11 protein-coding genes are annotated in these 14,785 nt (G+C 71.8%); 3 read left to right on the plus strand and 8 right to left on the minus strand.

The features are described from left to right. The first annotated feature begins 25 nt into the window (after nt 1-25). Nucleotides 26-2,377 (plus strand): glycoside hydrolase family 3 C-terminal domain-containing protein, encoded by a 2,352-nt coding sequence (locus ACFFQA_RS04295; protein WP_377850286.1) that lies wholly within the window; start codon nt 26-28, stop codon nt 2,375-2,377. Then, a complete protein-coding gene (locus tag ACFFQA_RS04300; protein ID WP_377850287.1) occupies nt 2,374-3,396 on the plus strand; it encodes a LacI family DNA-binding transcriptional regulator in 1,023 nt (340 codons plus the stop codon). The genes ACFFQA_RS04295 and ACFFQA_RS04300 overlap by 4 nt, the downstream gene beginning before the upstream one ends. Nucleotides 3,397-3,694: 298 nt before the next feature. Here the strand turns inward: ACFFQA_RS04300 and ACFFQA_RS04305 are convergent, their stop codons facing one another. The 7 genes from ACFFQA_RS04305 to ACFFQA_RS04335 all read right to left on the minus strand — a co-directional run bounded on the left by ACFFQA_RS04305 (nt 3,695) and on the right by ACFFQA_RS04335 (nt 12,535). Continuing rightward, nucleotides 3,695-5,857, minus strand: coding sequence for a pectate lyase-like domain-containing protein (locus ACFFQA_RS04305; protein WP_377850288.1), 2,163 nt, complete (start codon nt 5,855-5,857; stop codon nt 3,695-3,697). 127 nt (nt 5,858-5,984) lie between these two features. Then, nucleotides 5,985-6,959, minus strand: coding sequence for a LacI family DNA-binding transcriptional regulator (locus tag ACFFQA_RS04310; protein ID WP_377850289.1), 975 nt, complete (start codon nt 6,957-6,959; stop codon nt 5,985-5,987). A gap of 306 nt (nt 6,960-7,265) precedes the next feature. Further along, nucleotides 7,266-8,060 carry an ArsR/SmtB family transcription factor gene (locus tag ACFFQA_RS04315; RefSeq protein WP_377850290.1) on the minus strand — a complete coding sequence of 265 codons (795 nt, stop codon included), beginning with the start codon at nt 8,058-8,060 and terminating at the stop codon, nt 7,266-7,268. Between the two features lie 452 nt (nt 8,061-8,512). After that, nucleotides 8,513-9,958, minus strand: a complete 1,446-nt coding sequence (locus tag ACFFQA_RS04320; RefSeq protein ID WP_377850291.1) for an MFS transporter — start codon at nt 9,956-9,958, stop codon at nt 8,513-8,515. Nucleotides 9,959-10,000: 42 nt separating this feature from the next. Then, complete coding sequence (locus tag ACFFQA_RS04325; protein ID WP_377850292.1) at nt 10,001-10,900, minus strand: hypothetical protein; 900 nt, start codon at nt 10,898-10,900, stop codon at nt 10,001-10,003. Nucleotides 10,901-10,927: 27 nt separating this feature from the next. Further along, nucleotides 10,928-11,293, minus strand: a complete 366-nt coding sequence (locus tag ACFFQA_RS04330; protein ID WP_377850293.1) for a DUF4288 domain-containing protein — start codon at nt 11,291-11,293, stop codon at nt 10,928-10,930. A 27-nt stretch (nt 11,294-11,320) separates the two neighbouring features. Beyond that, nucleotides 11,321-12,535, minus strand: a complete 1,215-nt coding sequence (locus ACFFQA_RS04335; protein WP_377850343.1) for an aminotransferase class I/II-fold pyridoxal phosphate-dependent enzyme — start codon at nt 12,533-12,535, stop codon at nt 11,321-11,323. Between the two features lie 291 nt (nt 12,536-12,826). Between ACFFQA_RS04335 and ACFFQA_RS04340 the strand changes: the two genes are divergently transcribed. After that, the gene (locus ACFFQA_RS04340; RefSeq protein ID WP_377850294.1) at nt 12,827-14,371 is read left to right on the plus strand and encodes an ArnT family glycosyltransferase; all 1,545 of its coding nucleotides are present in this window, start codon (nt 12,827-12,829) and stop codon (nt 14,369-14,371) included. A gap of 21 nt (nt 14,372-14,392) precedes the next feature. Here the strand turns inward: ACFFQA_RS04340 and ACFFQA_RS04345 are convergent, their stop codons facing one another. Beyond that, the gene (locus tag ACFFQA_RS04345) at nt 14,393-14,662 is read right to left on the minus strand and encodes a hypothetical protein (RefSeq protein WP_377850295.1); all 270 of its coding nucleotides are present in this window, start codon (nt 14,660-14,662) and stop codon (nt 14,393-14,395) included. Nucleotides 14,663-14,785 lie beyond the last annotated feature (123 nt).

Raw genomic sequence — 14,785 nt, forward strand, 5'->3', positions numbered from 1 at the left:
TCTCCAACCCGATGGGAGATGGTCGGTGACCGAGGACTGGACGGACCTGACGCGCCTGACGGTTGAGCAGAAGGTGCGGCTGCTGACCGGCGAGACCATGTGGCGGACCCACGCCGAGCCGGACATCGGGCTGCGCGCGCTCGTGCTCTCCGACGGTCCGGTTGGCGTGCGCGGCGAGAGGTGGGACGAGCGCGACCACTCGCTGGCGCTGCCCTCCCCCAGCGCGCTCGCGGCCACGTGGGACGAGGACCTGGTGCGGCGCCTGGGAGCGGTGCTCGCGGGTGAGGCCCGGCGCAAGGGCGTGGACGTGCTGCTCGCGCCGACGATCAACCTGCACCGCTCCCCGCTGACCGGGCGGCACTTCGAGTGCTTCTCCGAGGACCCGGTGCTGACCGCGCGGATCGGCGTCGCCTACATCGAGGGTGTGCAGTCCGGCGGCGTCGCGGCCACCGCCAAGCACTACGTGGCCAACGACTCCGAGACGGACCGGATGACGGTGGACGCCCGCGTGGACGAGCGGACGCTGCGCGAGCTCTACCTGGCTCCGTTCGAGGCGGCCGTCGAGGCGGGCGTGTGGGTGGTGATGTCGGCCTACAACTCCGTCAACGGCGCGACCATGACGGAGAACCCGTTGCTCGAAGAGCCGTTGAAGGGCGAGTGGGGCTTCTCCGGGGTGGTGGTGTCGGACTGGGGAGCGGTGCGCTCGGTCGCGAAGTCCGCGAACGCGCCGCAGGACCTCGTGATGCCCGGCCCGCGGAGCCCGTGGAGCGTCGCGCTGGCCAACGCCGTCAGATCCGGCGCGGTCCCGGAGTCCGCTCTCGATGAGAAGATCCGCCGCCTGCGGGTGCTGGCGTCGCGGGTGAGTTCTCCGACGGCAGCGGTCGCGGACGGCCGCGAGCTGCTGCGCTCGGCGGTGGCCGCGAGCACCGTGCTGCTGCGCAACGACAACTCCGTCCTCCCGATCGATCCGTCCACAGTGCACAGAGTCGCCGTGATCGGCCCCAACGCCGCGGCGGTGCGTTTCCAGGGCGGTGGCAGCGCCGAGGTCTACCCCGCCGGTGTCGTGTCCCCTGTGGACGGTCTGCGGACCGCGCTCGACGGGATCGCCGAGGTGGTCCACGCCCCTGGCGTCCGCACCACGACGACGCCGACCCCGTTGGGCGTGGGCAACGCGACCCACCCGGTCACCGGGGAGCCCGGCCTGCTGGTGCGCGTTCTCGGCGCGGACGGCGCGGAGCTGCTCGCCGAGCACCGGTTCACCGGCCGCCTGCCGGAGCCGGGCAGGGCCGTCGGCGAGGACATCGTCGAGCTCCAGGCGAACCTGCACCCCGACGTCACCGGCGACTGGACCGTCTCACTCGGCGGGTGGGGCCGGGTTTCCCTCGCGGTCAACGGGAAAACGCTCGTCGACGAGGTGATCGAGGTCGATACCGACGACCCCGCGACCCTCCACCTCAACCCGGCATGGCGCACCGCCACCGTCGCCCTCGAAGCGGGAGAGCCCGCGCACATCGTGGCTCGGCGCCAGCTCCTGCCCGGAACGGGCCGGGCCTGTGTGCTCTCCGCCGACCCGCCGCGCGGCACCGACGAGTTCGCCGATGCGGTGGAGCTCGCGCGCACCAGTGACGTCGCGGTCGTCGTGGTCGGCACGACGGACGAGTCGGAGAGCGAGGGCTCCGACCGCGCGTCGCTCGCTCTTCCCGGCCGTCAGGACGACCTCGTGCGAGCGGTGTGCGCGGCGAACCCGAAGACCGTGGTCGTGGTGAACTCCGGAGCTCCGGTGCTGCTGCCGTGGCGGGCCGAGGCACCCGCGATCCTGCTGAGCTGGCTGCCCGGCCAGGAAGCGGGCGCGGGCCTTGCCGATGTGCTGCTCGGCGCGGCCGAGCCGGGCGGCCGGTTGCCCACCACCTGGCCCGCCGACGACGTCTCCGCCGACTCGGTGACCCCCGTGCGCGGCAGGCTCGACTACACCGAGGGCCTGGACATCGGTCACCGCGCGTGGCTTCGCGCGGGTAAGGAGCCCGCGTACTGGTTCGGCCACGGGCTCGGCTACACGACGTGGGAGTACTCGGAAGTCCTTGTAGAGTCGGGAAACCGCGTGCGCGTCCGGCTGCGCAACACCGGTGAGCGCGCGGGGCGCGAGGTCGTTCAGGTCTATCTCGCCCGCCCCGACAGCTCACTCGTCCGCCCGGTCCGCTGGCTGGCCGGGTTCGCGGCGGTCGCCGCATCGCCCGGCGAAACCGCCGACGTGGTCGTGGACCTCCCCGACCGCGCGTTCGCGCACTGGGCGGACGGCGGGTGGCAGACCGAGCCGGGCTCCTTCGAGGTGCTCGTCGGCCGCTCCGCCGACGACATCCGGCTGCGGGCGACGACATGAGCGAGCGCACTCCGACGCTGGAGGACGTTGCCAGGGCGGCGGGCGTGTCCCGGGCGACGGTCTCCCGCGTGGTCAACGGAATCCGCAACGTGGACCCGCAGATCCAGGAACGGGTCCGCGCGGCCGTCGCGGCCACCGGCTACTCCCCCAACCGCGCGGCGAGGTCCCTGGCGACCAGGAGGGCGAACTCGGTCGCGCTGGTCGTCTCCGGCCCCGGCGAGGACGCCTGCACCAGCCGAGTCTTCGCCGACCCGTTCTTCGGCCGGATCGCGGGCGGCATCGTGCTCTCCCTGCGCCGCGAGGGGATCCACCCGGTGCTGATGCTCGCCGACACCGACGAGGCCCGCGACGACGTGCTCACCGGCCTGCGCCGGGGCGACGCCGACGGGGCGCTGCTGGTCTCCACCCACGTCCACGACCCGCTCCCCGCGATGCTCGCCGGCGCGGGGGTTCCGGCGGTGCTCTTCAGCCGCCCGGTGCGGCCGGTGGAGATCAGCTACGTCGAGGTGGACAACCACGCAGGCGCCGCGCTCGCCGCCGACCACCTCCTCGCCCGCGGCCGCGAGCGCCTGGCGACGATCACCGGCCCCGCCGGCGTCCCGGTCAGCCAGGACCGCCTCACCGGCTTCCGCGAGGCCCTGGCCCGGCACGGCCTGCACCGCGTCCCGGTGGCCGAGGGTGACTTCACCCAGGACGGCGGTGAGGCGGCGATGCTGGCGCTGCTGGCGGAGCACCCCGGCCTGGACGGTGTCTTCGCGGCCAACGACCTGATGGCCCAGGGCGCGATCGCGGTCCTGCGCGACCACGGCCGCGCGGTCCCGGACGACGTGGCGGTGATCGGCTTCGACGACGGCGCCCCGGCCCAGTCCAGCCGCCCCCGCCTCACCACGATCCGCCAACCGGTGGAGGACATGGCGGCGGAGATGGCCACCCTCCTGCTCACCCGCCTCGCCGCCCCCGCGACACCCCCCACCTCGGTGATCTTCGCCCCCACCCTCATCCCCCGAGCCTCCACCTGATGCGGATCGACTGGCGTGGCCGAGCTTTTCGCGTTTTGTCACCTTGATGCGCAAAAGAGCGCTCCCAAATCGCATTAAGCCTACAAAACGCGAAAAGAGGGACGCACGGACGAGTGCGCCAGGGGACGAGGTGGTGTCACCACCTCGCAGGACACGACCTAGCCCCTCCCCCGTCCCAACCCGGCCATTCGCGGGCTTATGGACGTCCAGCGGCGCGCGAAAGCGTCCATAAGCCCGCGAATGGCCGTTCTTGGGCCCGGGGGGTGGGGGGGGAGGGGGTGGGGGCAGAGGGTGGGGGTTAGGGGTAGTGGGGGAGGTAGCTGATCTGGTTGGGGGTGTTGGCTGTGGCGCCCGTGGTGTTGATGACGTTGGTGATCGTGCCCACTCCGCCCAGGGAGACCGCCACCAGGCCTTGGAAGCGGACACCCGGAACCGCCGGGACCTCGAAGGCCCTGCTGACCGTCACCGAGGGGTTGACGTTGAAGAAGGAGTAGCTGCCCACGCCCCACGCTTCGTGGGTGGTGACGTGGTCGGCGACCTTGTAGGAGGCCCAGCCCTGACCGGTGGGGCTCGCCCAGGACTGCTGGTCGGGCGGGTCGTACGGGAACTCGCTCTGGTAGAAGTACGTCCGGCCGCCGTTGCCGTTCCAGATCGTCTGGTACTGCTGGTAGTGCTCGACGAACAGGCCGTACATCGTGACGTTGTCGCCGTTGACCACCACGCCGTTCGCCGCCGTGTTGACGTTCCAGCCGACTCCGTCGCCGTGGTCGCCGCGCCAGACCCACAGGTGGTCGCCGATCACGTTGTGGCTGTTGACCCGCAGGCTCGTCGACGCCTTGCCCGCGTGCGCCCCGCCGACGCGGAAGAACACGTCGTGCAGCGAGGTCGGGTTCGCCGCGTGGTCGCGGGAGGAGCCGGACGGGCCGAGCTCGACCAGCACCGGGGAGTTCACCGGTCCCGCGTCGAGCAGCAGGCCCGCCAGCTTGACACCGTCCACATCGGACACCGTGATCGCCGCTTTTCCGGTGTCCGGCACCAGGGTCGCCAGGCCGAGGCCGAGCACGACGGTGTCCGGGCGCGTCACGGTGATGCTGTCGCTGAGGTGGTGCACGCCCGGCGTGAACAGCAGGTGCTTGCCCTGGGCCAAGGCCGCGTTGATCGTCGCGGTCGGCGATCCCGGCTTCACCACGTAGAACTCGCTCAGTGACACCGAGGTCCCCGCCGCGGGGCCGTTGCCCCACGACGTGCCACGGGCGTTCTCGCGCAGCGCGGGCACGAACACGCGGTAGCTACCGGTGTTGTCGACGTAGAGGAACGGCTTCTCGCGCACCTTCGGCGCGGTGTCCACGACGGTGTGCGACGGGTTCGGGAAGTTCTGCGGAGGGGAACCGTTGGTGCCGACGAAGACCATGTTCCACACCGAGCCCGACCAGCCGTTGCGGAGGTCGCTGTTCCTGGTGAAGAACTGTTGCTGGGAACCGGATTCCACCAGCCCGTCGATGCGCGAGTCGGCGATCAGACCACCGCTGGCCCAGCCGTCGGCGCCGTTCCACAGCTGCACCTGGCCGCGCAGGTGCATTCGGCGGTAGGGAGCCGCCTGCGAGACCGCCCACCGTTCGATCTGACCGGCCGGCAGGGTCACCGACAGGTTCTCCGCTGAGCGCCAGAAGTTCTGCGTGGCGTTGCCCTTGTTGTTGGGGTCCTCGCCCTGTTGCAGCCAGTCGGCCTCCACCCGCACGTGGCCGTTGAGGTTCACGTCGTCCGGGGACAGGCCGAGCCCCGCCACCTGGGTGTAGAACCGGAGGTTCACGTCGGCGTCGTAGGTGCCCGGCTTGAACAGCACCGCGTAGCGCTGGGTGCCGAACTGGTTGGTGTGCTGCTCGGCCGAGATCGCGTCGAGCCTGCTCTGGATCACACCCGCCGGGGTGCTCGGGTCGAAGACGAAGGTGTTGGGGCCGAAGTCCGGGTTGCGCGGGTCCGTCACCGGCACGTCGGCGGAGAAACCGCCGTAGACCTGGAACTCCCACAGCGAGGTGCCGTAGGCGGTGGCGCGGGCCGTCGAGTACAGGCGGACGTAGCGGCCGGTCGCGGTGACGTCGAGGGACTGGGTCCCGGCCGCGCCCCTGGTTGCGGACCGGACCGTGGACCAGCTCGCCGCGTCGGCCGAGACCTGGATCTCGAAGGCGGAGCTGTGGGCGAGCTCCCAGTTCAGCACGACCTGGTTGATCGTGGCGGTGGCGCCGAGGTCGACCTGGAGCCACTGCGGGTCGCTGAACGCGCTGGACCAGCGGGTGGTCGGGTCGCCGTCCACGGCGGCGCTCGCGGGCGTGCCGCCGTTCTCGGTGCTGGAGGCGGTCGCGGCCTTGCCCTGGGAGAGCAGGGTGGGCGCGGCGCTCGCGCGGGTGGGGCTGATCGTCGCTACCAGGACGGTGGCTATGGCGAGGATCGACGTGAGTCTCATGGGCCTGCCTGTCGGTGAGGGGACGCGCGGGGCGGAGCCGGCGGCGGCAGGCGGATCTGGGCCCTGAAGCCCCGTAACCGGTTCCGGAACCGGTTACGGCCCAGTTAACAACCACGCACCGTGACCGTCAAGGGGCCGACTCGCGGACCACCAGCGAGGTCGGCACGATCACCGGGTCGGCGGGCATCGGCTCGCCTGCCAGGTGGGCCAGCAGCACGCTCGCGGCGGCCTCGCCCATCTCGCGCGAGGGCTGGCGGACCGTGGTCAGCGCGGGCCGGGTGTGCGCGGCGACCGGGATGTCGTCGAAGCCGATCACCGCGACGTCGTCGGGCACCGAGCGCCCCGCCTCGCGCAGGCCGTCGAGCACGCCGACGGCCATCAGGTCGTTCTGCGCGAAGACGCTGTCGAACGCCACGCCGGAGGCGAGCAGGTGCCGGACCGCTGCGAGCCCGGACTCGCGGGTGAAGTCGCCTTCAAACTCCACGGAAACCGTTGCCACGGAACGGAATCCCGCGACGCGCTCCTGGGTGCAGCCGAACTCCGCAGGCCCGGAGACCATGGCGGGCCGGGTGCGCCCCGCGCCGAGCAGGTGCCGCGCCGCGGCTGCGGCCCCCTCGCGGTTGCTGGTCGCCACGTAGGGGAACTCGGGGTGGTGGCCGCGGTCGTCGATCATCACGACGGGCAGCCCCGCGGCGTGCAGGCCGGTGATGTAGCTGAGCGTGTCCGGCGGCTCGACCAGCAGCAGGCCGTCGAAGGCGTTGGCGGAGACGTGCCTGGCGAACTGGGTCAGCGAGTCCTCGCCGCGGTTCATCGTGTTGAGCAGCAACCCGTATCCCCGCGACTCCAGCACGTCGGCGACGCCTTGGAGCACCTCGCCCATCCACGGCCAGGTCAGTCCGGGCACCAGCATGCCGACGGTGTGCGTGCGGCCCTTCGCCAGGCCGACCGCGCCCGCGCTGGGCGTGTAGCCGGTCGCCGCGATCACCTCGCGCACCCGGATCGCGGTGGCCGCGTCCACCTCGCCCTTGTTGTTGAGCACGCGCGACACCGTCGCCTTGCTGACCCGGGCCCGCCGGGCGACCTCCGCGATCGTGACACGCATCGGCTCAGGATAGGCGCAGGAGCACCGGCGGCCCGGCTGTTCGCCGATCCGGAGTTCGGCGCGCGCGTACGGCGCCGACCTGGTCACGCTCGTCGACCACGCCACGAGGAGGACACCAGGAGCCGAGCCCACGGCGGCCGGGCTCCGCGCCGGGGTTCCCGCGTGCGGGTGCCCGTGGCGGTCGACCGGCCGTTCAGGACGAACCGGGCGTCTTTCCTTCGGCACACCCGGCGAGGCGGTGGCGCGCGGCGGCCATGGCCGAGCGGCTGTCCACTGAGGACGGAGCGGGCCGGGTGGCCGAGGTGGTCACTTCGGCTCTGGCAGCGGCTCGCCGGTCTCCAGCAACGTCTTGAGGCTGGACAGCAGCGGCAGCCACCCCTCGTTGACCATGCTGAGCACGGTGCTGCCCGGCTCGAAGCCGTCGTGCAGCACGGTGAGCTTGACCATCTCCCCCACCGGCTCCAGGTCGAAGGTGACCTTGGAGCGTGGTTCAGCGGTGATGGCGGCGGCGAGTTCGTCGTCGATGCCCTGCTCGGAGATGAACTCCGGCGTGAAGGAGTGCCAGGTGTAGGACAGGCGGCGGTGCGGGTCGGACTCCAGCACGACCTGCTCGGGGTCGGCGATGCGCGTGCCGCCCACCAGCCACGTCATCGGCGAGCCCTTGACCCAGTCCGACTCGAAGGTGACGCCACCCCAGTAGCGGCTGGTGAAGGCCGGGTCGGTCAGCGCCTGCCAGAGCCGCTCCGGCGTGGTCTTGATGTAGGTGGTGTAGACGAACTGGGTGTCGCTCATGGCTTCCTGCTCCAATGCGGTCTTGAGGTCGGCCAACGCGCGGACGCGTTCGCGGGCGTACTGACCGATCCAGCGGTCGGCGATGGCGTTGATCGGTTCGGCGTTGAGGTAGTGCAACTTCTCCCTCCCGCGCCGCACGGTGGTCACCAGGTGCGCGGCCTCCAGCAGCGCCAGGTGCTTGCTCACCGACTGCCGGGCCATGTCCAGCCCGGCACACAGCTCGCGCAGTGTCTGCCCGTTGCAGGCGTTGAGGCTGTCCAGCAACCGGCGCCTGCTGGCGTCGCCGAGCGCCTTGAACACCTCGTCCATCCGCCGCCCTCCGTTATGCAGCCGTTTGGCTGCCTGAAACATAGGCAGCCGTTTGGCTGCATGTCAACCAGACCCACCCACACGGTGTCCCAGAAGCCGCACAAGGGAGGTGCGGCGACCACATGAGTGCGGCCAGGCGGTCTCGTCACGCACCCGTATCGGGAGACAGAGCACTCCCGGCTGCGGGTGTGGATACGCGACGGGAAGCCGCAGGCCGTCTACGCCGTGTCCTGTAAGTGGTGACACCACCTCACCACCCCCTAGCGCCCTCCCCCAGCGCACACACCCGCGTGCCCCCCATTTCGCGTTTTGTAGTCTTAATGCGAAATGGGAGCGCTCTTTTGCGCATCAAGGTGACAAAACGCGAAAACCCCTACGGCGCCAGCCAAGCCACGTGCGCGCAGCGGGGCATTGCGCACAGCGGGGCATGGGGAGGACTTGCACGACAGGCGCTAGAGCAGTGGCTCGGGCGACTGTTCCTTCGCCGCGCTCCGCAGTGACGTGCGCAGCTCCCGCACCGCGAGCACCAGCGCGATCAGCACCATCGCGGTCGCGCAGGCCAGTGCCACGGCAAGTCCGGTGCGGTAGTCGGTGCCGACCGCCACGCTGTGGAAGGCCGCCACGAGCAACGCCGCGCCGATCGCGGTGCCGATCCGCTGGCCGGTCTGCAGCACCGCGCCGGCGACCCCGGCCATCTCGCCGCGCACGTTCTCCAGGGTCAGCGTCGTGTTCGGCGAGATCACCGCGCCGCCGCCGAGCCCGGCGACCGCGAGCGGCAGCGCCACCCACAGACCGAGCTGGTCCTGGGGCGCGGTGAGCGCGAGTACCCCCGCGACGACGAACCCGGCGGTGACCAGGCTCAGCCCGGTGACCGTGACGCGGCGGCCGAACCGGGAGACCAGCCGCCCGGCGACCGCGGCCGCCGCGGCGGAACCGAGCGCGAACGGCGTCACCACGAGCCCGGACTCCAGCGCGGTGTAGTTCTCCCCCGTCTGGAAGAACATCGACAGCACCACGAAGATCCCGCTGAAGCCGCAGAAGTAGGTCATGCCGATCGCCGCGCCGGAGGGGTACCCGGCGGTGTCGGTGAACAGCCTGGTGTCCAGCAACGGCGAGTGTCCTTTTCGGACGGTGCGGCGCTCCCAGCCGACGAAGGCCCAGCTGAGCGCGGCGGCGACCGGGAACAGCCACCAGAACCGGGCGAGGCCGTGGTTGTCGAACTGCACCAGCGGGAACAGCACGCAGAGCACCGCGAGCCCGAGCAGCAGCGCGCCGGCGAAGTCGACCTCCGAGCGGATCCTGGCCGGGCGGCGCCGGTCCCCCGGCAGCAGCCGCAGGGCGAAGACCAGCGCGAACGCGCCGATCGGCACGTTGACGTAGAACACCCAGCGCCAGCCTTCGTCCGCGCCGAAGGTGGCGATGATCAGCCCGCCCAGTACCGGGCCGACCGCGGTGGAGATCCCGATGCACGCGCCGAGCAGGCCGAAGGCCCTGCCGCGTTCGGCGCCGTGGAACAGGTCCTGGATGAGCCCGGAGTTCTGCGGTGTGAGCAGCCCCGCCGAGGCTCCCTGGAGCAGCCGCGCCACGACCAGCCAGGTGGTGTCCGGCGCCGCGCCCGCCAGCGCGCTGGTCAGCACGAAGCCGACGAGTGAGACCAGGAACATCCTGCGGCGGCCGAGCGCGTCACCGAGCCTGCCGCCCGCCACCAGGGTGAGGCCGAAGGCCAGGGCGTAGCCGGAGACCACCCACTGCACCGCGCCGGCCGAGGCGCCGAGGCCCCGCTGCATCGAGGGCAGCGCGACGTTGACGATGCTGACGTCGAGCAGGCCCATGAAGCCTGCGCTGAGGCTGACCGCGAGCGCCTTCCAGCGCCTCGGGTCCGGCTGGTGGCGAGTCACCCGTCCATCCTGGCGCGGTCGCGGCGACCACGCACGCGCGTGTCAGTCCCAGTCCCACTCGATGCCGACGACGCCCGAGGTCGCGTCCGAGACGATCACGTGCACCCCGTTGTGGGCGTTGAGCTCCAGCTCGCCGGTGTGGCGCTTGGCCGTGTAGAGGTCGGCCCTGGTGTAGGACCGGCAGCGCGCCGGGCGGCGGCGGGGGTGGAAGCGGACCTCCATCAGGTACTGCTTCTCCGGGTAGCGGAAGGCGTGCGCGAAGTCGGTGCTGTGGTTGTGGTTGGCGTCGATCCCCTCGTACTCGAAGATCCACGTGTCCCCCGCGCGCAAGGTGTGGCCGAACAGCAGCTCGGCGACCAGCACCGGCGAGTCCGGGTGCCGCCGGACCCGGCCGAGCTCGCAGTTCTCCAGCGGTCGCACGCCCGTCCTGCCGATCTCGCTGCCCGCGCCGCCGAAGTAGCGCACCAGGTAGCGGTCGACGCCGTCGCGCCGGGCACGCACGGTGGTGCGGTTCCAGACGCGGCGGATGTGGCCGAGGTCGTCCACGGTGACCTTGTCGTGCCGGTTGAGCACGGAGACGTGCTCCGCCTGGGAGTCGGTGAACTCCACCAGCAGGTCGCCGAGCGGGCCGATGTGCTCGCTGAGCCGGGACCGCTGCGGCGTGGCCCTGGCCAGCAGCGTCACCAGGGACAGCGGCGGCAGGCACAGCACCTCCTCCAGCGCGCTGACCACGTGCTCGGAGTCGGCGCGGCCGGGGCGGCTGTGGCCGTGCTGCCAGTTGCTGAGGCTGGACAGGCCGACCGAGACGCCGTGCCGCGCCAGGTGCGCGCGCAACCGCTCCAGCGTCAGCCCGCGTTCCTTGATGGCCAGCCGCAGCGCGGCGTGGAACGGCCCGGTGCGCAGCAGCGCGCCGAGCTCGCGGGAACGCCCGGTCGGGATCACGCCGGGAGTCTAAGCCGCTGGGAGCGCTCAGACCCCGGTCTGATGCGGCACCGTGCCATCCGGGTCGAACGCGGTGCGCGAGTCCCACTCGCGCAGCTGCGCGGTGGTGGGGTCACCGAGCTCGGAGTAGACCTCGCGGCCGTCGGTGACCGTCTCGCCGAGCAGGTCGAGCGTCTGGACGTCCACGAGCTTCCAGTGCACCCGCCGCCCGTTGACGTTGCGGTAGACGTCCTCCTGCTCCCTGGCGATCCGCAGGGCCTTCTCGTGCGCGTCCGCCCACATCCGCTCGCCGGTGTCGGGCTGGGAGAACACCCACACCGAACGGGCGATGAGATCGAGACCGTCGCACTCGACGATCACCGCGTACCGCGCCGACGCGCTGAACCATGGCATGCGCCCAGCATGCCCGGCGTCCGGCGATCACGAAATCCGTGTGAGCGCGCGGCCGGACTTCCAGGCGAGCGCGAGCCGGTGCGTCGCGGTGACCAGGCCGCTGGGCGGGGTGAGCCCGTAGGCGAGGCGGACGCCGCGCCGCCCGGACGCGCCGAACCGCGCGCCGGGCACGACCCGGACCCCGTGCGCGTCCGCGAGGGAGACCAGCTCGTCCCCGCTCCTTTCGTCCACTGTGGACCGCAGCCAGAGGAAGACCCCGCCTTCGGGAACGGCGAAGTCCAGCCCGTCGCCGAACCGCTCGCGCAGCCCCTCGGCGAGGGTGTCCCTGCGGTGCAGCAGCTGCGCGCGCAGCCACATGAGGTGGCTGTCGTAGCCGCCGTCGCGCAGCAGCACCGCGACCGCGAGCGAGGCCAGGTGGTTCAGCGAGCCTCCGCTGGCGAGCAGCCCGCTGCCCGCGATGCGGTCGACGATCTCGCGGTCGGCGACCAGCCAGCCCAGCCGCAGGCCGGGGGCGAGGGTCTTGGAGAAGCTGCCGAGCCGGACCACCCGGCGGTAGCGCGCGAGCCCGCCGAGCGAGCAGGGCGGCCGCTCCGGTCCGAGGCCGAGTTCGGCGTACGCGCCGTCCTCGACGATCCACAGCTCGTGGTCGGCGGCGGTCTCGACGATGTCGCGGCGGCGGGCCGCCGGCATGAGCAGACCGGTCGGGTCGTGGAAGGTCGGGGTGAGGTAGGCGAAGGCGACCGTGTTGCCCGCCGCGCGCTCGGCGGTGACGGCCTCGCCGAGGGCCCGCGGGTCCATCCCGTCGGGGTCGGCGGGCACCTCGCGCACGCGCAGCCCGCGGTCGGTGAGGATGCGGCGGCCGAGGTCGCCGCCGACCTGGTCGACGAGCACGACGTCGCCGGGGGCGGCCATGGTCGTGGCGAGCAGGTGCAGCGCCGCCGAGGACCCGGCGGTGACCAGCACCTGCTCCGCGCCGCAGGCCACCCCGTCGGCCCGCGCGGAGCGCACCGCGAGCGCCTTGCGCAGCGCCTGCGCGCCCTGGTTCGCGCCGTAGGTCAGCGCGGCCGAGCCGAACTCGGCGAGCGCGGTCGAGTAGGCCTCGCGCACCAGGTCCACCGGCAGCAGTCCCGGATCGAGATATCCGGGGCCGAGGTCGAGAATTTCCGGCGGGGCCACGTCCTGCACGGTTCCGGCCCGCCACCACCTGTTGTGCGACAGGGGCCCGGCACCGCCGACCACCATGTTCACCGGGATTCCGCCGTTCCCACGCGTGCGCGTCGCACCATATTCACGAACTCCCCAGCTCCCTCCGGCGACAGAGCGACCGTAGGCGGGCAAATCCGCTGGTGACAAGCTCGCGCCCCGGGTGAGCTGGGAATTTCGCCCACAAATCAAGGCTTTGACCGCCGAGGTCCGGCACCAGCACGATCTGCGCACGGTATTGCCCCTGCCGAAAGCGCACATCGCACCGCCCGGAGCGAATGGGACGGAACGGATTCGTTCGGGCACGGAAAAGAATGTGGGGTTCCGCCCGTGTCGACTCTGTCAGATCTGTCCGGCCTGGAAAGCGATTCCGGCGCGCCCGGCGGCGGGCGCGACCAGCGGTCGCCGGAGCCGGTGCGCTGGCTGCCGCTGCTGTCGGTGTGCGCCGTCCTGGTCGCGGTGCTGCTCCTGCTCGCGGGGCGCTACGGCTACTACATGGACGAGCTGTACTTCCGGGTCTCCGGCGACCACCTCGACTGGGGCTACGCCGACCAGCCGCCGCTGGTCGCGTTGCTGGCCAAGGTGCAGATCGCGGTGTTCGGCGACAGCGTCTTCGCGCTGCGCGTGGTGCCTGCGCTGCTGGCCGGGACCACGGTGCTGGTGACGGCGCTGATCTCGCGCGAGCTGGGCGGCTCGCACCGGGCGCAGCTGCTCACCGCCGCGGCCACCGCCGGGTCGCTGGCCTCGCTCGCCGCCGGGCACGTGCTGCACCCCACCGCGGTCGACCACGTCGTGTGGCTCACCGCGTGCTGGCTGGTGATCCGGATGATCAGGACCTCCGACACCCGGCTCTGGCTGGGGGTCGGCGCGGTGGTCGGCGTGGGCCTGCTGGCGAAGTACCTGGTGCTGCTGCTGGTGCTCGGCCTCGCGGCGGGGCTGCTGGTGGCGGGCCCGCGCGCGCTGCTGCGGGACTGGCGGCTGCTCGCGGGCGTCGGCGTCGGGGTGGTGCTGGCCGCGCCGACGCTGCTCTGGCAGGCGGTCAACGGCTGGCCGCAGTTCGGCATGGCCTCGGAGCTGTCCAGCCCGTTCGGCGTCGAGAGCGTGGTCAACCTGGTGATCAGCTCGGTCCTGATGATCGGCCCGCTGCTGACGCCGGTCTGGGTGATCGGCCTTGTCGCGCTGTTCCGCCGTCCACAGTGGAGGCAGTACCGCGCGTTCGGCGTGGCCTACCTGCTGATCTTCGCGCTGCTGGCGGTCCTGGGCGCGCAGGCCCGCTACACCGAGGGCCTGCTCACGGTGTTCCTCGCGATGGGCTGCGTTGTCGCAGCGGAGTGGGCGTCGAAGCTCTCCCGTTCCGCGCTGCTCGGCACGGCCGTCGTCGGCAACACCGTGATCGCGGCGCTGCTCGCCCTGCCCGTGCTCCCGATCGGGGCCTACGGCGAGGACGGCCCGCTCGGCGGCTTCGGTGAACCGCAAGTCGGGCAGACCGGCTGGCAGGAGCTGACCACCCAGATCGGCGCGGTCTACCATGCGCTGCCCGCTCAGGACCAGGCGCGCGCGGTGATCTACGGCGACAACTACGCGCAGGCGGGTGCGGTGGACCGGTACGGACCGGAGATCGGACTGCCCGCTGTCTACAGTGGACACAACTCCTACGCCGACTTCGCCCGGCCCGCCGACGACAAGACGGTGGTGATCGCGTTCGGGGTGGACCGCGCGCGTTTCAGCGCCCTGTTCGGCCAGTGCGAGGCGCGGGGGAAGTTCACCTTCGAGCTGCCGGTGCTGGACCGTGACAAGGAGATCCTGGTGTGCCGCGACCCGGTCCAGCCGTGGTCGCAGCTGTGGCCGCGCCTGCGCTGGCTCGGCACGTTCTGAGCCCTGGGTGGGGGCGTGCGCTCACGCCCCTACCCAGCAGGCCATGTACTGCTCCCAGTCCCGCGGCGTGGCCGCGAAGTCCACGTACACCGCGGCTCCGACCCGCCGTCCGGGGGCGCTGGTGACGCCGAGCCGGATTCCCTTGACCGCTGCGGCAACCGTCTCCGCGTCGGTGTGCATCGACCCTTCGCGATAGGCGGGGACCCCCATCAGCACGTCCACCTCCGGCGGAACCACCTGGAGGGCGAGACGGGTCTGGGCCCGGAGGTAGCCGGTGTAGACCGCTTCCAAGCGCGGCCAGGGCCAGCAGGACGCAGAACCAGATCACGCTGTCGAAGCCGAGCAGCACCCGGACCTCGAACACGAGTGCGGCGAGCAGCACCGTGGCCACCGCGAAAATGGCTCCCCATAAGG

Source organism: Allokutzneria oryzae, assembly GCF_042429765.1.
In the GTDB taxonomy this organism is placed as follows: Bacteria; Actinomycetota; Actinomycetes; order Mycobacteriales; family Pseudonocardiaceae; genus Allokutzneria; species Allokutzneria oryzae.